Origin of the sequence: Gloeocapsopsis sp. IPPAS B-1203 (genome assembly GCF_002749975.1) — a bacterium.
In the GTDB taxonomy this organism is placed as follows: domain Bacteria; phylum Cyanobacteriota; class Cyanobacteriia; order Cyanobacteriales; family Chroococcidiopsidaceae; genus Gloeocapsopsis.
In genome coordinates, this window is sequence record NZ_PEIG01000001.1 from 74,383 (window position 1) to 98,535 (window position 24,153).

The 24,153-nt window shown below is 41.8% G+C and carries 18 protein-coding genes; 10 read left to right on the forward strand and 8 right to left on the reverse strand.

Annotated elements, in window-relative coordinates; translation table 11 throughout:
* Nucleotides 1–773 precede the first annotated feature (773 nt).
* The 4 genes from CSQ79_RS00350 (at nucleotide 774) to CSQ79_RS00365 (ending at nucleotide 5,302) form a co-directional block, all read left to right on the forward strand.
* Entirely contained in the window at nucleotides 774–1,919 is a 1,146-nt protein-coding gene (locus CSQ79_RS00350; protein WP_099699233.1) for a sedoheptulose 7-phosphate cyclase, read from the forward strand.
* A gap of 35 nt (nucleotides 1,920–1,954) precedes the next feature.
* Nucleotides 1,955–2,614, forward strand: a complete 660-nt coding sequence (locus CSQ79_RS00355) for an O-methyltransferase (RefSeq protein WP_099699234.1) — start codon at nucleotides 1,955–1,957, stop codon at nucleotides 2,612–2,614.
* A gap of 19 nt (nucleotides 2,615–2,633) precedes the next feature.
* Nucleotides 2,634–3,998, forward strand: coding sequence for an ATP-grasp domain-containing protein (locus CSQ79_RS00360; RefSeq protein WP_099699235.1), 1,365 nt, complete (start codon nucleotides 2,634–2,636; stop codon nucleotides 3,996–3,998).
* 245 nt (nucleotides 3,999–4,243) lie between these two features.
* On the forward strand, nucleotides 4,244–5,302 hold the full coding sequence (locus CSQ79_RS00365; RefSeq protein ID WP_099699748.1) for a methyltransferase: 1,059 nt from the start codon (nucleotides 4,244–4,246) through the stop codon (nucleotides 5,300–5,302).
* Between the two features lie 41 nt (nucleotides 5,303–5,343).
* Here CSQ79_RS00365 and pgmB read toward each other — a convergent pair whose 3' ends face one another.
* From pgmB to CSQ79_RS00385, 4 genes are all read right to left on the reverse strand, one after another.
* Complete coding sequence (gene pgmB, locus CSQ79_RS00370) at nucleotides 5,344–8,304, reverse strand: beta-phosphoglucomutase (RefSeq protein WP_099699236.1); 2,961 nt, start codon at nucleotides 8,302–8,304, stop codon at nucleotides 5,344–5,346.
* Between the two features lie 227 nt (nucleotides 8,305–8,531).
* Nucleotides 8,532–10,826 carry an amylo-alpha-1,6-glucosidase gene (locus tag CSQ79_RS00375; RefSeq protein WP_099699237.1) on the reverse strand — a complete coding sequence of 765 codons (2,295 nt, stop codon included), beginning with the start codon at nucleotides 10,824–10,826 and terminating at the stop codon, nucleotides 8,532–8,534.
* Nucleotides 10,827–11,242: 416 nt separating this feature from the next.
* Entirely contained in the window at nucleotides 11,243–12,268 is a 1,026-nt protein-coding gene (locus CSQ79_RS00380) for a glycosyltransferase family 4 protein (protein WP_099699238.1), read from the reverse strand.
* Nucleotides 12,269–12,418: 150 nt separating this feature from the next.
* Nucleotides 12,419–12,634: a hypothetical protein gene (locus CSQ79_RS00385; RefSeq protein WP_099699239.1), complete on the reverse strand. Its 216-nt coding sequence runs from the start codon at nucleotides 12,632–12,634 to the stop codon at nucleotides 12,419–12,421.
* 100 nt (nucleotides 12,635–12,734) lie between these two features.
* Here CSQ79_RS00385 and CSQ79_RS00390 point away from each other — a divergent pair, with 100 nt between their 5' ends.
* The 3 genes from CSQ79_RS00390 to trpE all read left to right on the forward strand — a co-directional run bounded on the left by CSQ79_RS00390 (nucleotide 12,735) and on the right by trpE (nucleotide 17,385).
* Complete coding sequence (locus CSQ79_RS00390) at nucleotides 12,735–14,762, forward strand: DICT sensory domain-containing protein (protein ID WP_099699240.1); 2,028 nt, start codon at nucleotides 12,735–12,737, stop codon at nucleotides 14,760–14,762.
* Nucleotides 14,763–15,041: 279 nt separating this feature from the next.
* Nucleotides 15,042–15,548 (forward strand): photosystem I reaction center subunit II PsaD, encoded by a 507-nt coding sequence (locus CSQ79_RS00395; protein WP_099699241.1) that lies wholly within the window; start codon nucleotides 15,042–15,044, stop codon nucleotides 15,546–15,548.
* Between the two features lie 319 nt (nucleotides 15,549–15,867).
* Complete coding sequence (trpE, locus tag CSQ79_RS00400) at nucleotides 15,868–17,385, forward strand: anthranilate synthase component I (RefSeq protein WP_099699242.1); 1,518 nt, start codon at nucleotides 15,868–15,870, stop codon at nucleotides 17,383–17,385.
* Nucleotides 17,386–17,435: 50 nt separating this feature from the next.
* Here trpE and CSQ79_RS00405 read toward each other — a convergent pair whose 3' ends face one another.
* Nucleotides 17,436–18,200, reverse strand: coding sequence for an MHYT domain-containing protein (locus CSQ79_RS00405; protein WP_099699243.1), 765 nt, complete (start codon nucleotides 18,198–18,200; stop codon nucleotides 17,436–17,438).
* A gap of 351 nt (nucleotides 18,201–18,551) precedes the next feature.
* Between CSQ79_RS00405 and CSQ79_RS00410 the strand changes: the two genes are divergently transcribed.
* Nucleotides 18,552–19,430 carry a PhzF family phenazine biosynthesis protein gene (locus CSQ79_RS00410; protein ID WP_099699749.1) on the forward strand — a complete coding sequence of 293 codons (879 nt, stop codon included), beginning with the start codon at nucleotides 18,552–18,554 and terminating at the stop codon, nucleotides 19,428–19,430.
* A 6-nt stretch (nucleotides 19,431–19,436) separates the two neighbouring features.
* Entirely contained in the window at nucleotides 19,437–20,303 is an 867-nt protein-coding gene (locus tag CSQ79_RS00415) for a M28 family peptidase (RefSeq protein ID WP_099699244.1), read from the forward strand.
* Between the two features lie 198 nt (nucleotides 20,304–20,501).
* Here the strand turns inward: CSQ79_RS00415 and CSQ79_RS00420 are convergent, their stop codons facing one another.
* Nucleotides 20,502–20,903 carry a hypothetical protein gene (locus CSQ79_RS00420; RefSeq protein ID WP_143755398.1) on the reverse strand — a complete coding sequence of 134 codons (402 nt, stop codon included), beginning with the start codon at nucleotides 20,901–20,903 and terminating at the stop codon, nucleotides 20,502–20,504.
* Between the two features lie 962 nt (nucleotides 20,904–21,865).
* On the opposite strand from CSQ79_RS00420, the gene CSQ79_RS00425 reads away from it, so the two are divergent.
* Nucleotides 21,866–22,390 carry a YdcF family protein gene (locus CSQ79_RS00425; RefSeq protein WP_099699246.1) on the forward strand — a complete coding sequence of 175 codons (525 nt, stop codon included), beginning with the start codon at nucleotides 21,866–21,868 and terminating at the stop codon, nucleotides 22,388–22,390.
* Between the two features lie 172 nt (nucleotides 22,391–22,562).
* Here the strand turns inward: CSQ79_RS00425 and CSQ79_RS00430 are convergent, their stop codons facing one another.
* Nucleotides 22,563–22,856, reverse strand: a complete 294-nt coding sequence (locus CSQ79_RS00430) for a DUF2288 domain-containing protein (RefSeq protein WP_099699247.1) — start codon at nucleotides 22,854–22,856, stop codon at nucleotides 22,563–22,565.
* A gap of 240 nt (nucleotides 22,857–23,096) precedes the next feature.
* Nucleotides 23,097–24,134: an AI-2E family transporter gene (locus CSQ79_RS00435; protein ID WP_099699248.1), complete on the reverse strand. Its 1,038-nt coding sequence runs from the start codon at nucleotides 24,132–24,134 to the stop codon at nucleotides 23,097–23,099.
* Nucleotides 24,135–24,153 lie beyond the last annotated feature (19 nt).

The window sequence follows — 24,153 nt, forward strand, 5'->3', positions numbered from 1 at the left end:
TATACATTTATTATGGGTTACTATTAGTACGGTCTCCACCAACAAAAACTCAGCTAACAAAAATTGCCAGCTGTGTTGATGTGTCCTATCGCTAGTATAAATAGTGACTGACATGGTAGAGGCAGAATAATTAGCAAAACAGCGTTGTTTTTTGTATGCATGCGTCGGTATTAACCCGCAGACTGTAGTCAACTCCATCACAATTATCAACATTGTTTGGATTGAAACAGCACCTGAAAAATAACGAAAAGTAGTCCCCTGAGTATATTGCAATCTTGATTTGAATTTCTGTACGGAACCCAACCGAGGCAAAATTCAGGGCAAGAATCAATTTCCTCCAATATCAAGCCATTGGCAGCGATGAGTATATAACTTGGGCTATTGTCTGTAAGTGCGATTGCAGCGAACAGCCCCTTCTGTGTACCTAGCCTTTGCTTTCCCCGTTCGGCGAAGCTGTTGCCTAAGCTTAAGTGGTTGAGTGCTTAAAAATGCGGTGTTACCGCAAGGGTCAGAGGTCAGGAGAGTTATGAGTTATGAATGTTAAGTTTTGAGTTAAGAAACTTATGTTGCAAAAGTGTTGAGTTAGGCAAATTCTTTTAAGTCAAAACGTGCTAACGCACCGCTACGCTAACAAAACTCAAAACTCAAACTTTAATAATGTCCTAACCACATTGACCATTGCGATATCTCGCAGCCACGACAACCAAATTGCCAGCAAAGGTTTTTATTTCCGAATCACACAACTTGTTAAGTCAAGAGGATTGAAGAGGGTTATGAGTGCAAAGTGGTCAGTCAAGACACAATTACCAGTTCATTACACTGTATTTGAGAGTTTCGACCTATTCAATCCTGAAAACAACGCTCTGTTGTTCGACGGGCAGAATTCGAGCCTGCAGTCTTTGCGTCGAGTCGTTGTCGTCGATGATTATGTTGAACGTCTCCACGGAGAACGCATTCGCCAGTACTTTCAGTATCACGAAATTGAATACCGCCTGATCTCGCTTTCGGTGTCTGAAGATAATAAATCGATGGATACGGTTTTCCAGGTAATCGAAGAACTAAATGCTTTTGAAGTTGCACGGCGATCAGAGCCAGTGATTGCGATCGGCGGTGGCGTACTGATGGATATTGTTGGTTTAGCTGCTAACCTTTTTCGACGGGGAATTCCCTATATCCGTGTTCCTACAACTTTATTAGGAGTCGTCGATGCCGCAATCGGTGCCAAAACAGCGGTAAACTTCCAAGGTCATAAAAATCGGATCGGTACATTCTATCCTCCACTTGCCGCAATACTTGATACAACACTGTTACAAACTTTAAGTGACAGACAAATTAGTAATGGTATTGCGGAGATTCTCAAAATTGCACTTGTCAAAGATACAGAATTATTTGAACTATTAGAGAATTATGGTGCGGCAATGCTAAGTAGCAAGTGCCAAAATCCAGAAGCCATGCCAATTATTCGGCGTTCCGTACAAGGCATGTTAGAAGATTTAGAATCAAATCTCTGGGAGGAGAAACTCGAAAGACTCGTAGATTACGGTCACACTTTCTGCCCTACACTGGAGTTGAAAGCTGTACCAAAACTCTTACACGGAGAAGCTGTTGCGGTTGATATGGCAATTTCTGTGATGCTTGCCTATCAAAGAAGTTTAGTCACTTATCAAGAAGTCGAACGCGTTTATAATTTTATGCGCAGCGTGCGTTTACCATTACTACATCCGATTTGTACGCCAGAACTGCTATATGCAGCATTACAAAGTACAACAAAACATCGCAACGGGCTACAACGCTTTCCATTGACTGTAGGAATTGGTTCAGCACAATTTTTCCACGATATCACCTACGATGAAATCAAAACAGCCGTAAAAGCGATCGCACAATTAGAACCAGACGCAGCAATGCAAACTTCCTTGTAATTCATATCAACTTTATCGCTTTTGCATTCAAAGACATGACTACAGTCAACGAGACGATCGAATACAACGAGCACCTCAGTCAATATATTCGTAACTTATTTGTTGTTGAAGACGACACTTTACAACAAATTCGCGAACGACCAGCAAAAGAGGGTTTACCTCCCCACGACATTAATCCAGAAGAAGGGCGCTTTCTGCAACTACTAGTCCGTGCGAGTAATGGCAAATCAGCAATAGAATTTGGCACGCTTGTAGGATATAGCAGTATTTGGATTGCCCGTGGCTTAGCACCAGGAGGTAAACTATTCACGTTCGAGAAAGAACAGATGTGCGCGGACATTGCTAAGGATAATTTTGCCAAAGCTAACGTTGCTCACCAAATAGAGATTCTTTGTGGCGATGCTCATACCTTAGTTGATTCCGTTGCTGCTCAAGGACCTTTTGATTTTGTGTTCATCGACGCGGAGAAGACAGGTTACATTGATTACTTTGATTGGGCATTAGAAAATACGCGTCCTGGTGGGTTTATTGTTGCTCATAACGTATTCCTCCACCGCACCATCCTTGATTCAGACACAACTGATGAAGGAGTCAAAGCAATGCAGATGTTCCACAAACACGTTGCTACCTCTAACCGTGTTATGAGTACTGTATTTCCGGCAGGAGATGGAACTCTTGTTGCGGTAACTGCCTAAATCTGTTTTCTAGGTAATTATGGAATCAGTACAAACTCCCCGCAAGCAAGCTTTTGCTTTACTCAAGAGCCTTGGTACTCTGACTTTACTTTTATTAGTATTTCCATTTTCTTTGAGCGTTGTTGTCCTTACGCTGTTATGGAGTTCGCTAACCAGCTTATTTCAACAGCGTCGCGTACAGGCAAATCCGCGGAGGATTTTGCTCACTGGTGCCAAGATGACAAAATGCTTAACTCTAGCGCGATCGTTTCACGCAGCTGGGCATCGCGTTTTCATGGTAGAAACCAAAAAGTACTGGTTATCAGGCAATCAGTTTTCTAACTGTGTAGAAGCTTTGTACACCGTTCCTGCACCTCAACACGATACTGAGGGCTACATTCAGGGGTTACTGAACATTGTCAAGCAAGAAAAAATTGATATGTTCATTCCTGTATCTAGCCCAGTTGCTAGCTATTATGACTCTTTAGCCAAACCAGCATTGTCGCCCTATTGCGAAGTATTTGCGTTTGATGCTGAGACAACTAAGCTACTAGACAACAAGTTTACTTTTAACCAAAAAGCACATTCTGTAGGACTATCTGCGCCAAAAACATTCTTAATTACCGATCCAGATCAAGTTCTCCAATTTGATTTTGCTGCTGATGGAAGTCAGTACATTCTTAAAAGCATTGCCTACGACTCAATCAATCGCTTAGCTTTGCTGAAATTGCCCTGTGCTGCTGAAGAAATGGCTGGATATGTTTACAGTTTGCCAATCAGCGAGGAAAATCCCTGGATTATGCAGGAGTTTCTCAGAGGGCAAGAGTATTGTACTCACGCTGTTGTTAGAGATGGACAGTTACTGCTTTATGCTTGTGCCAAATCCTGCGATTTCTTGGTTAACTACGAGCACGACTACAATCCCGCAATTTTAGATTGGGTAGGTCGCTTTGTCAAAGAACTCAACCTGACAGGGCAAATTTGTTTGGACTTTATTCAAGCAGCAGATGGTACAGTTTATCCGATTGAATGTAATCCGCGAACAAGTACCTGTATCACTATGTTCCACGACCAACCAAAGGTAGTGGCAGATGCTTATCTCAGTAGTAGTACACAAGCACCAAAAGAACCTGTGCAGCCTCTACCTGATAGTAAGCCTACTTATTGGACATTTCACGAGCTTTGGCGGTTACTAAATATTAAGTCTTGGAGAGATTTTCAGTATCGGCTCAGCATTATTTTCAATGGTATAGATCCAGTTTTTCATCCTCGCGATCCATTGCCATTTCTCGGAGTCAATCACTGGCAAATTCCTTTGCTAATTCTCAACAACGTACGTCAATTAAAAGGTTGGGAACGTATTGACTTCAACATTGGCAAGCTGGTGCAGTTAGGTGGTGACTAATTGATTCAGTTATGGAAAATAGACTGCTCAAAGAGTAGAACTCTTGCAATCGAAAAATTATGAATGTTATTCCCAGCGGAATGTCATGTAGCGCAGAATCTCGCGAGATGTTTCGCTTGGCTCAACATGACAGTTTAAGTGCTTTTGCAAGAAGTCTATTGACTAGTGACCAGTTATTCCTCCATATATATTCACCCCACAAAAAACGTACAACCCCTCAAATCTTAATTCTTAGCGGAGTTTTAATGACAACTACACTCGCTCAAAAAACTAACAACATGGAAGCCAAAAAGAAAGTTTTTGGCATGATCCAAGCTTTCTGGGAAAGTCAGTGTTTATATGTGGCAACACGCCTAGATATCTTTAATATATTGTCTGAAGGATCGCAAAGTATTGAAACCCTAGCGGAAAAGACTGCAACTAAGGTTGACAAACTTTACATTATATTACGTGCTTTAGGGCACTTAGGAGTGCTGGAAGAACAGCCAGGAAGAGTTTTTGCGGCAACAGAAGTGTCTGAACTGCTAGTCACAAATGCTGGACCTTCGATTGGGCATTTTGCGATGCACATTATTGAACCAGCACAGTGGGATGCTTGGAAAGTGTTAGAAACGTGCTTACATACTGGTGAAGTGCCGTTTGAGCGTGCTAATGGCAAAACGGTTTATGAGTTTACACGAGATGAAGATTGGAGTGGCGATGTTTTTATCAAAGCTATGAGTTTCTTAACCGATCATGCTGTTGATGCATTGCTCGATGTTTTTGATTTTAGCCGCTTTAATACAGTTATGGATGTCGGTGGTGGTCAAGGCGGACTCATTTCTAAGATTGTTAAGCGCTTTGGCTGTAGAGGTATCTTATTTGATTTACCGTATGTTACAGAAACAGCACCCGCACACATTGAAAAACAAGGCGCTGCAGCTGATGCAGTTCAAATCGTAACAGGTGATGTTTTTAAGGGATTGCCTACTGGGGCTGATGCAATTGTAATGAAGTATTTCCTATCTTCGTGGAAAGATGAAGATGCACTCGCGATACTGCGTCATTGTAAAGCAGCACTACCAAAACATGGCAAGGTAGTTTTATTGCAGTGTATTGTTCCAGATTTAGGTGAGCCGACAGTTTGCCCTGATGGTATTATTCCATCACTATTTGCGACACAGATTATGGTGGCAGTTCCTGGTGGTGCGTGGCGTACTCAGAAAGAATATGAACGCTTATTCACAGCAAGCGGTTTCCAACTTGAAAATGTCGTGCATACGGGAACTAATCTCTCAGCATTGGAATTTGGTTTAGTAGGTTGAAATTCAGAAGCTAGGGGCAGGTATCCTGCCCCAATAGTATGCTAGCTTTCACTGCAAACAAGTGTTTGAGATTGCTCTAACTCTACTAAAAGTTGTTGCCAATTTAGTCCTGCTAAGTTATCTCGGATGATGTGGGCATCTCCAACACGTTCTACTGGACCAAGTCCCAAAACCCACATTCTGGCAGCTAATCCGGCGGCAACTCCTGAACCAGCATCTTCTACAACAAGACATTCGTGTGGCAGCAATCCCAACTGACTAGCAGCATACAGAAAGACATCAGGGGCTGGCTTATGATGTTCGACACTGTAACCGTCAGCGATCGCATTCAATCGCTCAGCAATTCCTAAGCGTTGACACACAAGGCGAGCGTTTTTACTCGATGAACCAATCGCAACTTTAATATCCGCAGCTTGAAGTTCATCTAATAAAGCAAGTGCCCCTGGAAGTAAATCGGCTGGCGTGAGATTTTGAATTAATTGCTCATAGTAACTGTTTTTGCGAACCATCATCTCTTGAAGTTCCGCTTCACTCACAGCGCAATCGCCTAACATATGTAATAGCGAATCGCGGCGTGACAATCCCCGCATTTGCTCGTTAGCTTGACGATTGAAGGCAATTCCAATTTCGTCTGCGAGTTGTTTCCAGGCTAAGTAATGATACTCTGAGGTATCTGTTAAAACACCATCCAAATCAAAAATGACGCCTCGCAGTGGAGTTATCGTACAGCGATCGCTCAGTGCCATATTTGGTTTGACTTGATTCAACCCCTCAGAAGATATTCCTGATACTTCCGGTTTTTGTGTTGTCATAATTACAGCATCGGGTGAGATGTCAAACTTGTACCACCGTTGACGCCATTGCAGCTTAAACTGCAAACGGGTCCAGTTTGATGGTAAATGAGATTGATCGACAATTGGTCCTGCTTCAGTCAAACGGACACCAGCAAAACCAAAGACAACAGCTTGCCATATTCCACCAGCTGATGCTGCATGAACGCCTTCACCTGCATTACCACGAACATCTTTGATGTCTACTAGTGCTGCCCGCATAAAATGTTCGTAAGCTGTCGTAGGTTCATCTAATTCACAAGCCAAGATTGCATGAATTGCAGGTCCTAAAGAAGAGCCGTAGGTGTGATCGGTACGGGGAGTATAATAATCCCAATTTGCTTGTAACAACTGACGCCGCTGTTGGGCGGTCATTTCAGTTTTCACCGGAGTATCTCGTAACAAGTACAGCAGCATTAAAATATCTGGCTGCTTCAAAATCTGCTTTTCATTTGTCCCTTCAACGCCGAGAATGGCTTGCATCGACTGCGTACGCCATTGATAATCCGTCCAGTCAATGTCTTCTAAATCAAAGAAGCCCTCAAATTGCTCAATAACGTTTGTCTCTGTCGGTTGAACTACTAGCATATGGCGGATAATATGCGACCAACGCTTTGTCCGCTCTGGTCTAATATCTAACTTCTGCGCTAATTCTGCTGCTCGTTCTGGATAATGTTGATGCAACCAATTATAGACAGCTAAAGCTCTTTCCAAGTGCCACTGCGCCATGCGGTTAGTAAAAGTATTATTATCAACGCGCTCGTGGTTTTCATCTGGACCGATGACATCGCGAATTTCATAGCATTGGCGATCGCCGTTCCATTCAACGCGGCTACCCCAAAAAACTGCGGTGTCGAGGACAATTTCTGCACCCTCGCGTTGCATCCAATTATCATCGTGTGTTGCTTGCCAATAGTGCCAAACCGCGTAAGCAATATCTGTATTAATATGAACTTCAATATCACCACACCAAATGCGTACAGGTTCCCCATCAGGACCAAATACCCAACGTGGAGTCACTTCATCACCTGTATTTGCACTTTCCCAGGCATACATTGCACCTTCATATCCTGCTGCTTGGGCTTTGCGTCTGGCACCTTCCAAGGTGTGGTAACGATAAGACAGCAAGTTACGGGCAATTTGTGGTTGTGTAAACGTAAAGAAGGGAACGATAAAAACCTCAGTATCCCAAAATACGTGACCGCGATAAGCAAAACCTGATAAGGTTTTTGCCGGAATGCTGACGCGGTTGTTGTGCCGTGGTGCGGCAGCGAGGATTTGAAACAGATTGTAACGAACAGCAATTTGGGCTGTGGAGTCGCCTGCGATTGCAATGTCGCAGTCTTGCCATAGATCGTCCCATACTGCACCGTGAGCTGCAAGTAAAGTTGTATAGCTTGGTAAACTCGCCAGTCTTTCTTGGGCTGCTGACACAGGTTGGTTTGCTTCGAGTGAAGTAAAAACAGTCACAATTTTTTCTAAGGTGACAGTCTTGCCTGGTTGTGCCTGAAATGTTGTTGTTAACGTTGGACTACCAGTCTCTCCTATCAATTTAACAGTTGTTGCTTCCGAACACGCTAATTGAAACGCCATCCCTAGCTCAATTTTTGAATGGCTACAGCGCTGATGTAACCAGGCGTTATTATTGCTACCCCCTTGTTCAAGCCAATCCCAATGTTTGACGCCGTGATTATCTACGTTACCATTGATGCTAGCTTCGACCGCGATCGCTCCCGTAAAGTCTACAGGCGTTATCTGGCAGTGCAGCACCAAAACATGGTCGTCTGCCATACTAATCATGCGTTCAAAGTGGAACTTTACGGTATGCCCACCAGGACTACGCCACAACACGTCACGGCTCACGATACCCCAGCGGAGGTCTAGCTGGCGCTGATAATCTAAGATCTCGCCTTGACTGAGACAAAAGCGATCGCTCCCTATGTATACTGTCAACGGCAACCAATCAGGACAGTTGACTAGTTCCGTATGCATAACCGGAACATCATCGTACACGCCATTAATTAGGGTCGCTGCACTGGTATTTGGGTAGCCCTCTTCAAAGCTGCCACGCGTGCCTAGATAACCGTTACCTAAGGTAAACAAAGTTTCCTTATGGTGCAGTTCTGCTGGGTCAAACTGAGTTTCAAAAACATTCCAACCGCTGTAGTCCATGACTAGATCATCTCGCTGTGGGTATCGTACAATACAAAAATATCTTTCTATAGCATTCCCCTTTAGATAGATATCCGCAGGGAATTTACGAAAACCGAAGTAAAACTATACAAAACGCAATAAAGTGTTATTAAAATTTGCAAGTGACAGTGGCTAGTGCACACCAGTGTTACTTAAATTGATCAGTAATAGTGAAAGATCGAACTAATCACTAATCACTCCTACACTTAAGCTTCAATAACAACTCTAAGGTTTCCGCGTTTTCTAGCAACGCGACACGCAGTAGTATTGCCCGAACGCTCAAATTCCAAGTCTAGTAAAGTAGGACCAACGCGTAAGTTGTGTACCGACAGAGTGTTGATTGATTCTGGTAAAGCAGGATCAATGATTCGCAAACAGTTGTTTTTAGCATCAGGGACTAAGTTCACCATCATTTGTAAAAGCTGAAAAATGCTTCCTGTTGCCCAAGCTTGTGGCGAACAAGCTACTGGATACTGTACTGGGTCATTATCATTTGTGCGTTCATAACCGCAAAACAGCTCAGGTGGGCGCTGATAAGGCTGGCGTTGAGTCATTTCTAGAATACTTTGAGAAAGCTCAAGAGCCTGATCGATTAATCCTAGCGATCGCACGCCCATAGCAATCATCGAGTTATCGTGAGGCCAAACTGAGCCAATATGATATCCCATGGGATTATATGCTGGGGACAAACTACTTAAAGTCCGAATACCCCAACCGTTGAACATGTCAGGTCCTCGCAACCGTTCAGCTACGCTGTAGGCTTTGTCTGGGGTGAGAATGCCCAAGTGTAGACAATGACCAGGATTAGAAGTGATGCTATCAACTTGCTTGCCTTCACCATCTAAAGCTAAAGCACAGTAATCTTGGTCTTTCATCCAAAAGTCACGATTGAATCGCTCTTTAAGAAGATTGGCATCTTCCTGCCAGCGTTCTGCTAGGTCGATCCGCTTTTTCATGCGCGCTATTTCTGCTAACCGCACTTTTGCTGCATAGACGTATGCTTGGACTTCACATAAAGTAATAGAACCACTTGCTAAGTGCCCGTGACGGTCTACGATACAGTCGCCTGAGTCTTTCCACCCTTGGTTAACTAAGCCACGACGAGAAGTCCGAAAATAGCTAAGATAGCCCGTTTTTGCGCAATTGCGGTCAATCCATTCCATTGCCGCTAGTGCGTTCGACCACAGTTGCTCTAGGGTTTCGTTATCGTGTGTCCAGGCGTAATACTCTGCGTAGAGCATCAACCACAAAGGAGTTGCATCTACTGTGCCGTAGTAAGGTGTATGGGGAATTTCTTGGCAACGTGCCATTTCACCCATACGTAACTCGTGCAAAATTTTACCTGGTTGTTCTTCGCGCCACTCATCTTCTATTTTACCTTGATAAGCAGCAAGAATGGTAAGTGTTTCCCGTGCGATCGCAGGGTTCAACATTAGCGTTTGAGATGCTGTAATCAGTGAATCGCGTCCAAATAGTGCGGAAAACCAGGGAACACCGGCAGAGACAACTTTGCAGCTACCAAATCTTTTACCGATCGATTGTCGCAAGAGATACAAATCTTGCTCAGCGCGTTCAATTGTTCGGTTAAAAATGACTTTATCCGAACGAATTTGCGTAATATGGTGTCGCCAACTTTGCTCTTCTAATAACTCAGCAGCTTTCGCCTGTACTAATGTCATGGGAGCACTGACAGTTGACGCTTGCTGACTGTTAGTCAACATTTGAAGCCGATAGCCCAACTTTTGTGTTTGATGAGAAGCTAGTTCTATTTGCCAAATTGCTGTGTAGCCTTTGAAGGATTTCGGCTGTAGGTATTGGAACTGAATTCGCGATTCCATCAACGTTCCATCCAAGCCTTGATAAGCTAGCGTTAGGGCGTCTTGGTAGCACAAGAGGTAAGCCCCATCACGAGATGATGCATCTTCTGGGGGTTTGGTTGTTGGTTCAGCAAGGCGTAAGAGCCTACCGCGTTTTTCCCGCTGAAAACCTCGAATTTCAAATAAATCAATAAAATCGGCATCAAAGCTCAGACTTAGCTCAAAACTAGCTGAGCTGGTACTATAATTCGTAATTTCAATTTCTTCAAACAGCGCTCCTCCTAGGGCAATTTCTCTGCGAATTCCCAGGGCATCAGATTTTAAACGATCCTCAATTGTTGGATTCGTACATAAAATCGACAGAGAAAAACCTTTATCAGCAGTACTACTCAGTAGTACCGGCGATCGCCCTTCAATTTGCAACTCTAGGCGACTGAGAAACCGAGTATCATTGCAAAAAAGCCCCATGCTTGCTTTTTGTTCGTCTGTTGCCCCCATACAACCAGAAATATTTCCTAGCGTATCAGTGACTAGAAATAAATCGTCATCTTTGACTGTAAGCGTTGGTTGCGGTCGCTCACTTAGGACACAAGGCCACTCAGGAATCGGTAACTGTTGTGCAGGAACAAAAATTCTCCCGTCTAGTTCGAGTTTGTCTGTTGTCATCAGCGTATCTGGTGTCATGCCAAATATTTCCGATTCCACAATGATTTACATTTCTCGGGCTGTTAACTGCTTCTACAGTGTTTAACCTATCAAACAACTGCTCATAGCAATCCTTACATAACCTGATTACACGACCGAAGTAAGTTATACAACTTACACTCAAGATGAAAAATTGACAAGATTCTTCATGATATCTGGTTTCTGTTTTAACTAATTAGCGACTGACCTGATTGAAAATAGGCGATAGTTAGCCTTTCACTTTACTTTATTTCTGAAATTCAACTCATTATTTATAAACTATTGTAAATATATTTAATAATAATAGCTAAATTATAGTTGGGTTCTACTAGCAAGCAAGGAGTCAAAAGCCAGAGGCGATCAACAGTGACTTTTGACTTTTCGACGTTTACATTTTGGCTGACACTACTTAGTTGTCAAGACATTACCATTTGAAACGCTTTTTCGTATTCATCTGTCATCGATTGAACACTAAAATGGTTCACAATGTAATCTCGGCAAGTCTGTCGGTCAAGCTTAATTGCTTCTGGAATTGCCTCAATCATTTTCTCCAGTGAGTGGCAGACAAAACCAGTTTTGCCATGAGCAATAACTTCTGGTACCGAGCCAAGTGCCATACCAATAACTGGCGTACCTGTTGCCATAGATTCAATCATCACCAACCCAAAAGGTTCGCGCCAGGTGATGGGAAAGAGTGTTACTGTAGCTCCACTTAACAACTGTACTTTCTGTTCGTGGGAAACTTCGCCTAAATACTGAATTTGTTCGCCATCGATTTCTGATTCTATCTGTTCATGATAAAAGTCACGGTCAACAGCATCAATCTTACCAGCCATTTTCAGTGGCAAGCCAGCTGCTCGTGCGATTTGAATTGCTTGTAGCGGTCCTTTTTCAGGGGAAAGCCTGCCAACAAAAGCAAGATATGCAGGTTGCGCTGGTTCAGCTTGAAACGGATAAACAGACGTATCAATACCGTTGTAAACCGTATGAATGTAGTTTAAACCTAGTCGAGGTTCTCTTTGTGCCTCACTGATACTGATATAGGGTTGCCAAGCAAAACGGCGGAACATCTTTTCGTTATCAGGGGTAAAGATCCCATGCATTGTGTGGACTGTTGGCGTTTTGCTAAAACTTGTGTATGGCAGTGCTGCACAACCAACATGCGAATGAATGATATCAAAATGATGGGCTGAGCTATAGACTTCAGTCAGCATCAATTGCTCATAGATACCAGGTTCTTTAATGCCAGGGTCCAGCCGTAAAGCTTGTTCGTGTACTGACACTAAATTTGCTGTTGTAATCGAGTCACCAGAGGCAAACAAAGTTACTTCATGACCACGGCGGACTAATTCATCTGTCAGCAAACTGACAATAAGTTCAATGCCGCCATAGCGAAAAGGCGGAACACGCTCCCATAAAGGAGCAACTTGGGCAATTTTCATTACAAGGTATGCACCAATAACAGGGTCATCAACCGGACTGGCGTTAAGTATAATGCCAGTATAATTTGCTTATACTTAACAAAGCATTACCGTCTCTATGCAGATATACCATTAGATGGATGTCGTAAGTATAAGTTTTTCAATAACAATCTAAATTTTCAGCATTGTAGCTTGAGTTGCCCTACTTTGAGCAGGAGGATATTTGTCATCACAGATGATGTAAAGAAACTGCAACAAAAGCGATCGCTCTTGGGTAATCGCTAACTTCTTCAAGTAAATCGCAATGATTAGCAACGCGATTGCACCAAGATCGGTAGGATAATTTGAGAAGAATGTTATTTCATCTGAAAATGGTAACGCTTCCACTACAAAAACTTACAGTAGTGGAAATTAATTCGTTTCCAGATCGCTATGATGGCGAAAGAGAGCGGTGGGAGATTCAGGCGCAGTGAGAGAAAAAGACCGCATGAGCATCAAAACTTCAGTGCTGAGTGAGCTGCTGCAAGCCGTACCTCAATTGCGCGCCCAGATTTATTTCAAATCTTCTTTAACGGCTCTGTCCCACGCTATGGAAGATCAAGTGTTGGCGGCGACTGTTGAGAATCCGTTACTAATTGCTAGCTTCCAAAGAGAAAGTTTTTATCGTCAAGAAGCAAATCGTTATCGGCGACTTGCCCGCCAAAGTAATCAAGTCTATGTTCTAGCAGCAGCAGAAACTGATTTTAGCAATGCCTCAGAAGACTATGAAACAATAGCTTTTGATCCACAGCAAGATGCCCTACGGCACGAATGGCATCTAGTCGTCATCGCGCGGCATTACACAACTTGTTTAGTGTGCCGCGAACGACAAAACCCAGCTCTAGAACTCTATTCAGCCGAACTGCCAGTAAGTTTTGACCTAGATCCAGCACGCCAATTTGAGGGAATTTGGACTTCAGATCGAGAAGTTAGTCACATTGCTGCGGACATATTACTACAACGGATTTTGGCATATAGACCTGAATTACAGGCTAAAATTAGTCAAGCACAGCGCTACTTTGGTCTTTTTCGCTTTTCTAGAAGTGCGGCTTCTTCCGCCAAATCAACACGCCAAGCGATCGCCAAGCAACACAGTTCGTCTGAGCAGGTTGACTCTGATCCTTTTGTCCAGCGATTGGTGACATATCTTCAAGCTAGTCAATACAAACTGCTCAAAGCCTACGGTTCAATTGCTTTGCAAGAGCGTAAAGAACGATTGGTAAACTCAATCACTGCAGCAATCCGTCGTGGTAGTGATACCGGTCAACCGCTACACCCTCAAGAAATTTTGAAGGTGGCAGTGCAGCAGTTAGGACAAGCAGTTTATGCAAGCCGATGTATTATTTATCGGGCACAATCAACAGATGCTACAGCGACAATTAGTCATGAGTTTGTCAGTTCCTCAGTATCTTTGCTCAGTGAACAAACGGTACCTTTACAGCACAACCCTTTGTTTCAAACAGTCATACAGCAGCAAGAGCGAGTTTATATTGCTGACGCACAAACAAACGAACAAATTAGCACTCAAGCTTTAGCAGCGTTTGTTGAGCAAGCAGCTATTCGTTCTTGGCTAATAGTACCGATACTGTATCAAGGTAAATTACTGGGAATTATCGAGTTGCATCACTGTGGCGCAACAACTTACCAATGGCAAAAAGATGATGTCGCCTTGGTAGAAGCGATCGCCACTCAAGTTGGTGCTACCCTGATTCAAGCTGAAGCTTACACTAACTTAGAAGACTTAAATCAGCAGCTAGAAGCTTTAGATCGCACCCGCAGCAACTTAATTGCGATTACTGGTCATGAGTTACGCACACCGCTATCGACTATTCAAGTTTGTTTAGAAAGTCTGGCAAGCGAACCTGATATGCCGCTCGAACTACAACAAGTTATGCTGAATACTGCTTTAGCAGACTCAGAGCGGATGCGGAAATTGATTCAAGATTTCCTGACATTATCAAATTTAGAAAGCGGGCGGATTCAGTGGCACTTAGAGTCTTTACCCTTAGAAGAGTGCATTAGTCTGGCAATTAGCCGTATTCGTACGCGGACAATCGCTGAAGATTTACCAGAAATAGTTATTCAAGTACCTGAAACATTACCACTAGTAAGAGTTGATGGCGATTGGCTTGTGGAAGTTATTGCTAAACTACTCGACAATGCTTGTAAGTTTACTCCAGCCGATGGTCAAATTGCGATCGCTGCCCATTGCTACGACAGCCAAATGCTTGAGGTTACTATAGCTGATACAGGGCGTGGTATCGAACCTAAGCGTTTAGAAGTTGTTTTTGACCGCTTCTATCAAGAGGAAGGTGCACTACGTCGTACAGCGGGTGGTACGGGTCTAGGATTAGCAATTTGTCGTCAAATTGTGAATAATTGGGGCGGTCAAATTTGGGCAAAATCTGCAGGTAAAAATCAAGGTAGTCAATTTCACTTTACAGTTCCTATTAGTGAAAATCGCCAAGAGCAGTAAGTTAGGGGCGAGGGGTGAGGAGGAGCCGCTTTTTTCGTGCGGAGGTGTCCCCCGTTGTAGCAAGTGGCGTCAAACTGGCGTTGAGGGGTGAGTGATTAGTTTTGAATTTTGTTCGCGAAGAAAGGTGCCGAGGCAATTATTTTGGGTTTTCTTAACTTATAACTCAACACTTCACAACTCATAACTCTCCAAGCTCAACTGTAACAGTTCCTAACATAGTAGTGAGACAGGGGCGATCGCGGTGCTACGATGCCCTAAAAACCTCAAGGAAGTTAACTTATGGCAGAAGAACTTTCGGGTCAAACACCAATTTTCGGTGGTAGCACCGGTGGCTTATTAACAAAAGCATATCGAGAAGAAAAGTACGTTATTACGTGGACTAGCCCTAAAGAGCAAGTATTTGAAATGCCGACAGGTGGTAGTGCCATCATGCGGCAAGGCCCAAACAAGCTAGAACTGCCACGTAAAGAGTATTGTATTGCTTTAGGAGGTCAGCAGTTACGAGCAAAAATGAGGATTACAGATTATAAAATTTACCGCGTTTATCCTAACGGTGAGGTTCAATATCTCCACCCAAGTGATGGTGTCTTTCCAGAAAAAGTTAATGAAGGACGTCAAAAAGTGGGTTACATTGACCGTAACATTGGCAAAAATCCCGATCCAGCTAAGCTAAAGTTTAGCGATACCAAGACCTACGAGGCTACAACACCAAGATCTAGCGAAGCTGGCAAAGGCACTCAAGATACGAAATCTGGCTCACTGCCTCGACAAGGTATTGAGATGTAAAGTGTCATTGTCCAATTCCTGATTGAATTAAGAATCAGGATGAGTTACTTTAACTCAGCCGTTTCGGGATGGGAACTAAATTGAGGTTGAACAGCAATCTCAAATGAGAAAACTAAGTGCAACTAAAGCAGTGCATCAATTGTGTTAAATTTCCTAGTTTTAATCATGGAAATTCTCCAATTGCCAACTCCTGAACCCTGACCTCTCAATCATGAGTAGGAGCCAGAAGTTAGAGTAGCTAAAAGCACAACTCTACCTTCTGGCTTTTGTGCTTGAAAAATTTAATGACAGCTTAATTCGTGGCTGATAACTCATCATTATGGTTTTTCCCGATTTTTCCCAGTTTTCAGCCTTGGCTCAGCAGGGCAACTTTGTGCCAGTGTATCAAGAATGGGTTGCTGATTTAGATACACCTGTTTCTGCTTGGTACAAAGTCTGCTGGAATCAGCCGTATAGCTTTTTATTAGAATCGGTAGAAGGTGGAGAAAATATTGGACGTTATAGCTTTGTCGGATGCGATCCTCTATGGATTTTAGAAGCAAGAGGAAATCGTACAACACAGCGTCATCGAGATGGTTCGGAGATTGTTTTTGAGGGCGATCCCTTCACAGCTTTGGCAGAGTGTTTAGCACCTTATCATCCTGTTAAGTTACCTCAACTTCCTCCAGGAATCGGTGGATTGTTTGGTTTCTGGGGATATGAGTTAATTCGTTGGATTGAACCGCGAGTTCCAGTACATCAAGCAAGTGAAACGGATTTGCCTGATGGATTGTGGATGCAGGTCGATCATCTTCTGATTTTTGATCAAGTCAAACGCAAAATCTGGGCAGTTGCTTATGCTGATTTACGCGAGGCGCAAGGTAATCTTCGGCAAGCTTATCAAAAAGCTGAAAGCCGTGTTGCTCAAATGGTCAATAAACTACAGCTTTCTTTATCATCCCAAAATACAGTTTTAGAATGGACTCCACCAGGTAATAGTAATAGCCCCAAGCTGGATTATACCAGCAATACCTCGCGCAGTGCCTATTGTGCCAATGTCCAAAAAGCAAAAGAATATATTCATGCAGGAGATATTTTTCAAGTTGTTCTCTCACAGCGACTCTCTACTCATTACTCAGGCGATCCGTTTTCGCTGTATCGTTCTCTACGCTTAATTAATCCTTCACCATACATGGCTTACTTTCACTTCCATGACTGGCAGATTATTGGTTCTAGTCCAGAAGTCATGGTAAAAGCAGAACGCGATGATAGTGGTAGCCTGATAGCAACGGTACGACCGATCGCCGGAACGCGCCCTCGTGGTAAAACACCGCAAGAAGATGCTGCGTTAGCTGAAGATTTATTACAAGATCCGAAGGAAGTTGCAGAACACGTAATGCTTGTGGATTTAGGACGCAACGATCTTGGGCGTGTTTGTCAAAGCGGTACGGTAAAAGTTGATGAATTAATGGTGATTGAACGTTATTCTCACGTCATGCATATTGTCAGTAATGTTGTGGGAAAACTTGCTTCTGGACAAAGTGCTTGGAATTTACTTAAAGCTTGCTTTCCTGCTGGAACAGTCAGCGGCGCACCAAAGATTCGGGCAATGGAAATTATTTATGAACTTGAAAAATGTCGTCGTGGTCCTTATTCTGGTGCATATGGTTATTACGATTTTGAAGGACAACTCAATAGCGCGATCGCTATTCGCACAATGATTGTCCGCAACCAAACTGTGAGTGTTCAAGCTGGGGCTGGTTTAGTTGCTGATTCTAACCCTAATCGAGAATATGAAGAAACCCTGAACAAAGCAAGGGGACTTTTAGAAGCAATTCGCTGTTTGCGAATCAAATAGGGCAGGCAAGATGCCTACCCTAAGGTTAATATTTAGTTTGGTAGATCCACTCAGGAATCTCGCATACTGTATTCTGTACCAGCTTTATCAGAGGTGATAACCAAGGTTGTACCCAAGATCAAAAACGTGAAGCAAGCAACGTAAAATGCCAAGGAACTGTTGTTAATGCTTGCACTTGCCGCATAGCGTTCGTAATCTTCTACGAATCTTGCTGCTGCCATGCCAGTATAGTGTAGAGATAAAATTCCAGCACCCATAACCAAAGCACTTATAATTAGCTGTGGCTTTTTGTTAACATTCTGAGTCTGGCGGCGGAATTTGATCGATAGCTTTAATGCTACTAGCGATACCACAACTGCAAGTGCTACTGAAAGTAAAAACAAAGTAGGATCGTAGCTAATTGTTGCACTCATTTGCATTGCTGCCATACCAAGGTAATGCATCACACCAATACCAACACCCATAAAAACTGCACTGGTTAGCAAAGTTGGTAAACCTACGCGAGGACGGCTCACAAGTGAGAGTGACAATCCAGAGGCAAATACTGCTGCTAATAATGAGATGATTGTCATCGGCAGATTATAACTGACTGGAATTTGTTGTGCTGAGCTATGTAATGAGAAAGCAAGCATGCCAATAAAGTGCATTGACCAAATGCCTGTTCCCATTGCGATCGCACCTCCTACAAGCCATACTTTGCGATCGGCACCTTTGGAAGTTGCTACTCGACCTGCAAGATCAAGTGCTGTGTAAGAAGCAAGTACAGCAATAAATGCTGAGACAATAACTAAATAAGGATTGTATATAACTGTCATGTTTCTATATTTTGTTTAGCAAATAGTGTAGGATATTCTCTATTTCGTAGGTAGTTCAGAGTTTTTAGATTCGCTGCTAACTACGTTTGGATAATGACTGAATCCGATATGTTTGCTAAATTTAGCATCTAGTTTTATAACTTCTCAATAGAAATTATACTGATGCATCTATTCTTTATTTTAAGGAAGATAGTTTGAGTTAGGTGAATCTACGCAAATCAAGTTAAGTAAATAAAAATAAATGTAACTATAGGTTAATAGTTAATGGCAGTAAAGCAACTATTAACTAGCATGAAATATACAATCAAGAATTACGTTCACCTATTTATTTTTGTTCATCGGGATACAACAATGAAATTTTACATTGTAGATGTATTTACACAGGAAAAGTATGCAGGTAATCAACTAGCAGTTTTCATTGAAAAAGGTGTACTTTCAACTCAACAAATGCAGAAGATTGCTAAGGAAATAAACTATTCAGAAACAACTTTTATTACGTCAACAGATATTCGAGAAGGAGGTTATGATGTACGGATTTTTACACCAGAGCAAGAATTACCCTTTGCTGGACATCCTACTTTAGGTACCGCTTATATATTACAAAAAGAAATTATTAAACTAGCAGTTAATCAGATTCTTTTAAACTTACAAGTTGGGCAAATACCTGTAACTCTTCATTATTTAAATGATAGTGTAGCAGAATTATGGATGCAGCAAAAACCACCAAGCTACCATCAAACTTTTGCAGCAGATGCACTGGCTCAAGTTCTTAATTTAGATTCAACAGAGATTGATGCTAGATACCCAATTCAAGAAGTTTCGACAGGAATACCATTTATCATTGTCCCTTTAAAAACACACTCAAGTTTAAAGCGTATTAAGATTAACAGAGATAAATACTTTGAACTAGTAAGTCATACCAAAGCAAAAGCAATTCTTGTCTTTTGCCCAGAAACCAACAAATCTGAAGATGACTTGAGTGTTAGGGTATTTGCTGATGCTGTTGGTGTTCCAGAAGATCCAGCAACAGGTAGTGCAAATGGTTGTTTAGCAGGATATTTAGTGAAATATGCCTACTTTGGTGCTGACTCAGTTGATTTACGAGTTGAACAAGGATATGAAATAGGTAGACCTTCGCTGTTATTATTAAAAGCGCAACAAACTAATACAGAAATAGAAGTTTTTGTTGGTGGTAGTGTTGTTATGGTTGCTAGCGGTGAGTTTATTTAAGCACCAATGAATTCAGTATTACTTGATTTAAAAGAACGTTTACATTCTCATTTGCAAGAAATAGTACGCGATCGCGATCCTTATTTAGCAACAGCAGGGCATTTTTTTATTCAAAAATACATCTATCAACAGTTAGAAAAATACGGAAGTGTAGAAAGTTTTGATTTTACTGTTAGAGGGAAAACCCATCACAACTTTATTTTGAATTTGCCTGGTAAACAAAGGGGCGATCGCGCTCCTATTCTCATTGGCGCGCACTATGATACTGTTCCAGGAACACCAGGTGCAGACGATAATGCGACAGGTGTTGCAGTTTTATTGGAATTAGCAAAAATCTTTGCTAGCGAACCTGCGAGATACCCCCTTCGCTTGGTTGCCTTCGATTTAGAAGAATACGGTTTAGTTGGTGGTTCAGGTGCTTCAGAGTACGCAGCTCATTTACGTCAACATCACCAACCACTACGTTTGATGATTTCATTAGAGATGTTAGGTTACTGCGATCGTACTCCAGGTTCACAACAATATCCTCTGCCAATATTAGAACGTTTATATCCCAATTGTGGCGATTTTATTGGCTTAATTGGTAACTTGCCTACAGTTCCTGATTTAATTCGCCTGAGTAACAGTATAAATAAAGCAGGAGTTTCGAGTCAGTGGCTACCTATATTCAATAAAGGTTTAATTGTTCCCCAAACTCGGTTGAGCGATCATGCTCACTTCTGGGATCAAGGCTATCCAGCAATAATGATTACAGATACAGCGCTGCTACGAAATCCTCACTATCACAAAGCTAGCGATACAATCGAAACGCTTAACTTAGATTTTCTTACAGGTATTTGTTATGGACTAGTACAAGGATTACGATATTTATGATGCTGATACAATAACCAAATTCATTGACCAGTATGTCTAAGGTTCATCAAAGAATGAGGGTAGACTATCTATTAATTATTTTAAAAAATTATCTAGCCTACCACTCGATCGTAGTTTAATTCTAAGAATTAGATATGGCTCTACAATGCTATTTTTATAGCAGCCTCCTAATTCAGATGATATACATCATAATGCAAACTACAGCGCTTGATTGCAAGCTTGCTGAGCTTGAATTATCTCTCTAGTAGCTCCACCACTAGGGCTTGCAGTGGGAATAGGCTCACAAGCCGAAGTTTCAGAGGTACCTGCTGGGTTGGTAATAGCTGAATCGTCTGGTGTTGGGTTTGTAGAGCTATCTGGTGTGGGAGCCGTTGTATCATCAGAACCTGGAGTTGTTACACCTTCAGGAGTTGTTACGCCACCTGGAGTAGTTCCTGTATCAGGAATCGTAGAACCATCTGGTGTGGGAACCGTTGTATCATCAGAACCTGGAGTTGTTACACCTTCAGGAGTCGGGCTTGCACCAGTACCAGGAGGAGTCGTAGAAGCATCTGGTGCAGGAATTGTGGTAGGTGTCTCTTCCAATTGAGCCTGCAACATTAGTTCTTTTGGTCTGGCTTGTGCAGATACACTGCTTGTTATTAAAAAAGCAAGAACAGAACTACCTGTCAAAGTTGCTTGAGCATATTGGTTTTTTTTCCTTGTATATTGCCTACTTTGTCTGAGGTTAGAAATTACTGCTTGGCATAGCACCTCTAAGTTGAGTCAATTCCTAGTACCTTAATGCAATTTCCTCATTCTGCCTACGAAGATTTTTGATCTAGACTTAAGTAGCAAAAGACACTAGCGGTAAGTTAGTTGTTTGATAGACCTCCTCATTAATCAAGACCCAGCCATTATTTTACTTACATTATTTTGTATTAAATAATACATTTTATCTAAAAAGCTGTTAGAAAAAGATTAGAAAAACAAATCACTCGTCGGCACTCAGAATAGAGACTTTCTGACGTTAGTTAAGACTATAATAGTTAAAAAAATGGGGCTGTAGCTCAGCAGGATAGAGCGAGCGCCTCCTGAACTATCGGGCACCATAGGGGAAACTTTATGTGTGAATGTGGTCAAAGTCGGTGAACCCTAAAAAGCTAGCATTTGATGTTATACACCTAGATTAATTTAGGTTATAGACGTCGAAAAACTTCATGGGAATACCGAGCCAAGCCCAATTGTGGATTTGAGGTTACATTTTTTTGATTAACTTCAATCCAAAATCTAAGATTGGGAAGGTGTAGAGACTAGACGATCGCCACCTAAGAGCGTTCATGCTTATGGTGAAGGTATAGTCCAGAGAGTGAGGAAACTTACACAAATCTGAAGCGCTAGGTCGCCGGTTCGAATCTGGCCAGTCCCGTTGCCTGCTAATCTAAATAATCGTGCTGTTGAGTAAAAGTAGCTATTTGAGGAAGCAACGTTATTCGTCCTTGAACAGACGTAAATCTAGAAGCAGGACAGCTAACAATGCAAGGAAAACCTCTGCATTCGCAGCGATGTCGTTTCAGTGTCTTATGCTAGTTCTACCACTGATTCTTTTGTTGAGTTATCAAGAAATCAAAGGTCGGTTTGAACAGCCTCAAGCCATATTGGTACTTGGCGGTTCTACTAGACGAGAAAAGTTTGCAGCGCAATTCGCGCGACAGCATCCAAATATTCCAGTTTGGATTTCTGGCGGAACCCCAAAAGACTACGCACAAGATGTGTTTACCAACGCTGGGGTTGATTTGAATCGTCTACATTTAGATTATCGTGCTGTAGATACGGTGACGAACTTCACCACACTAGTTGATGAATTTCAAGCTCAAGGAATTAGCAAAATCTATCTAGTGACTTCTGACTACCATATGCGTCGTGCCAAAATTATTGGCAGTATTGTCTTAGGAAGTCGAGGAGTAGAATTTCAACCTGTATCTGTACCATCAGACGAATCTCCCGAACCTGTAGAGAAAGCGATACGGGATGGAGCCAGAGCATTGCTTTGGTTAACAACTGGTCGTACAGGTGCTTCTCTTCCTAATTTAGGAAGAAAGGAGTAGTTAGTAGCTAGTGGTTAGTTTGGAGTTTTGAGTCCTAAAGAGTTTTCAGTTTTCAGTTTTGAATTGTTCGCGTAAGCGTGCTGGAGGCAGTTATTTTGAATTTTATTAACTCATAACTCAACACTTCACGACTTCTAGTATCCCCTGCTCTCCTGCTTTCATTGCACCTCTACTAAGCAGGTAGTTCTTGAATCAGAACAAAAGGTTGGACAATTAGGCTATTAAATCGTTTTGTGCGATCGCCATTCCAGTCTGATAGTTGACTAACTGAAGGTTTGTGAATCAATTGCTCCTCAATCCAGCTTTGTACTGAAGTAACATTATCGCTTGCAAGCGCTACGCCAACATCAACTAGATCGAGTTGTTCTGTGACAACAATCACCGCATCACGCTGCACATGAGGAATTAACCAATTCCATTCTGCTTCATCTAAACTTTCTACTAATTCTGCTCTTAAATCTTGCATTACTCAAAAAGTTATTTGCCTTTATGCTTATCTTACTATTTTAACAAGGATGGTAATTGATAGTGAGTTGTTTTTATAGTCATATATAGTGTTTCTATTTGAGTTACGAACAGCTCCTTGAGCTTGCTAACTGTTCATTGCTAATTAATAGGAGAAAACTTATTCATTGGCTTAACCATTAGCTATTAGCTCCTTTGCTAACACATTGTTAAGTTCACGAATCATTCATAAGCATTATATTTATACTTCTGCTTTCATCTCATCAATCTCAAACAAAGTTACAATGACTCCTGCTAAAGGAATTGCAATAAAGATACCTAAAATTCCAGCAACTCTTGCTCCTACTAACAAAGCAAAAAACACGACAACAGGATTAAGATTAAGTGAATCTTGCATTACACGCGGAGCGATTAAATTATCTTGAATTTGTTGTAAAATAATACAAGCAGTTAGAACGTTAAAAGCCAACCAAACACTTTGCGATAAAACAATTAGAGTAATGATGCTGACACCTAGAGTAGCTCCAATACCAGGAATAGCATCAAAAACTCCTACAATGATTGCTAAGACCAATGGAAAAGGAACTCTTAACACCACAAAAACCAAAAAACTAGCAACGGTTAAAAATACCATTAAGATGAACTGACCTCTGAAAAAACCTAAAAACTTGCGCTTAATTACACCTGTTAAACGCGATCGCTGCTGGTTTGGTACAAATTTTAAGAGCAGTCTCCATAATCTTTCGCCGTCAAGTAGCATAAATAAGGCAACAACTGCAATCAAAATCATGATGACTAGATTAGCTAAAAATACTTGTAAGGTAGCCAAACTAGAAAAAATTAATCCTAAAGCTTGATTGCGTATTTGTTCTTCAATTCCTTCTAAATTTACTTGTAAGTTACGTTCGCGTAAAAAAGCTTCAGCTTGACCAACTAATGGTGCTAGAGAATTCAAAAAAACTGTTATGCTATCAATTAATTGTTGACCTTGATATAGAACAGCTAAACCTACAGTAATCGTTAGACCAGCAATCACTACAAGGCTGAGTAAAAAAACAACGATAACAGCCAAACCATGAGGTAAAAAGCGTCGCAGCCATTGCACTGGGTAGCTTAATAAAAAAGCTAAGATTGCTGCTGAAGTAAAGATGATAATAACAGTTTGAAAATAGTCTAAAAGTAAAATTAAAGCCCAACCACAAGCAAACAGTAACAAAAAGCGAACTAGAGCCGAGTTGTTTAGTCTGTCCCAAAAATGTTTTACAGGTGGTTCACTCATGAATATAGGTCAGGCAATA

Coding starts and splice junctions, on each gene's coding strand:
- CSQ79_RS00350 (WP_099699233.1), top strand. CDS start 774: ATGAGTGCAAAGTGGTCAGTCAAGACACAATTACCAGTTCATTACACT.
- CSQ79_RS00355 (WP_099699234.1), top strand. CDS start 1,955: ATGACTACAGTCAACGAGACGATCGAATACAACGAGCACCTCAGTCAA.
- CSQ79_RS00360 (WP_099699235.1), top strand. CDS start 2,634: ATGGAATCAGTACAAACTCCCCGCAAGCAAGCTTTTGCTTTACTCAAG.
- CSQ79_RS00365 (WP_099699748.1), top strand. CDS start 4,244: ATGACAACTACACTCGCTCAAAAAACTAACAACATGGAAGCCAAAAAG.
- pgmB (WP_099699236.1), bottom strand. CDS start 8,304: ATGGACTACAGCGGTTGGAATGTTTTTGAAACTCAGTTTGACCCAGCA.
- CSQ79_RS00375 (WP_099699237.1), bottom strand. CDS start 10,826: ATGACACCAGATACGCTGATGACAACAGACAAACTCGAACTAGACGGG.
- CSQ79_RS00380 (WP_099699238.1), bottom strand. CDS start 12,268: ATGAAAATTGCCCAAGTTGCTCCTTTATGGGAGCGTGTTCCGCCTTTT.
- CSQ79_RS00390 (WP_099699240.1), top strand. CDS start 12,735: ATGAGCATCAAAACTTCAGTGCTGAGTGAGCTGCTGCAAGCCGTACCT.
- CSQ79_RS00395 (WP_099699241.1), top strand. CDS start 15,042: ATGGCAGAAGAACTTTCGGGTCAAACACCAATTTTCGGTGGTAGCACC.
- trpE (WP_099699242.1), top strand. CDS start 15,868: ATGGTTTTTCCCGATTTTTCCCAGTTTTCAGCCTTGGCTCAGCAGGGC.
- CSQ79_RS00405 (WP_099699243.1), bottom strand. CDS start 18,200: ATGACAGTTATATACAATCCTTATTTAGTTATTGTCTCAGCATTTATT.
- CSQ79_RS00410 (WP_099699749.1), top strand. CDS start 18,552: ATGAAATTTTACATTGTAGATGTATTTACACAGGAAAAGTATGCAGGT.
- CSQ79_RS00415 (WP_099699244.1), top strand. CDS start 19,437: ATGAATTCAGTATTACTTGATTTAAAAGAACGTTTACATTCTCATTTG.
- CSQ79_RS00420 (WP_143755398.1), bottom strand. CDS start 20,903: ATGTTGCAGGCTCAATTGGAAGAGACACCTACCACAATTCCTGCACCA.
- CSQ79_RS00425 (WP_099699246.1), top strand. CDS start 21,866: ATGCTAGTTCTACCACTGATTCTTTTGTTGAGTTATCAAGAAATCAAA.
- CSQ79_RS00430 (WP_099699247.1), bottom strand. CDS start 22,856: ATGCAAGATTTAAGAGCAGAATTAGTAGAAAGTTTAGATGAAGCAGAA.
- CSQ79_RS00435 (WP_099699248.1), bottom strand. CDS start 24,134: ATGAGTGAACCACCTGTAAAACATTTTTGGGACAGACTAAACAACTCG.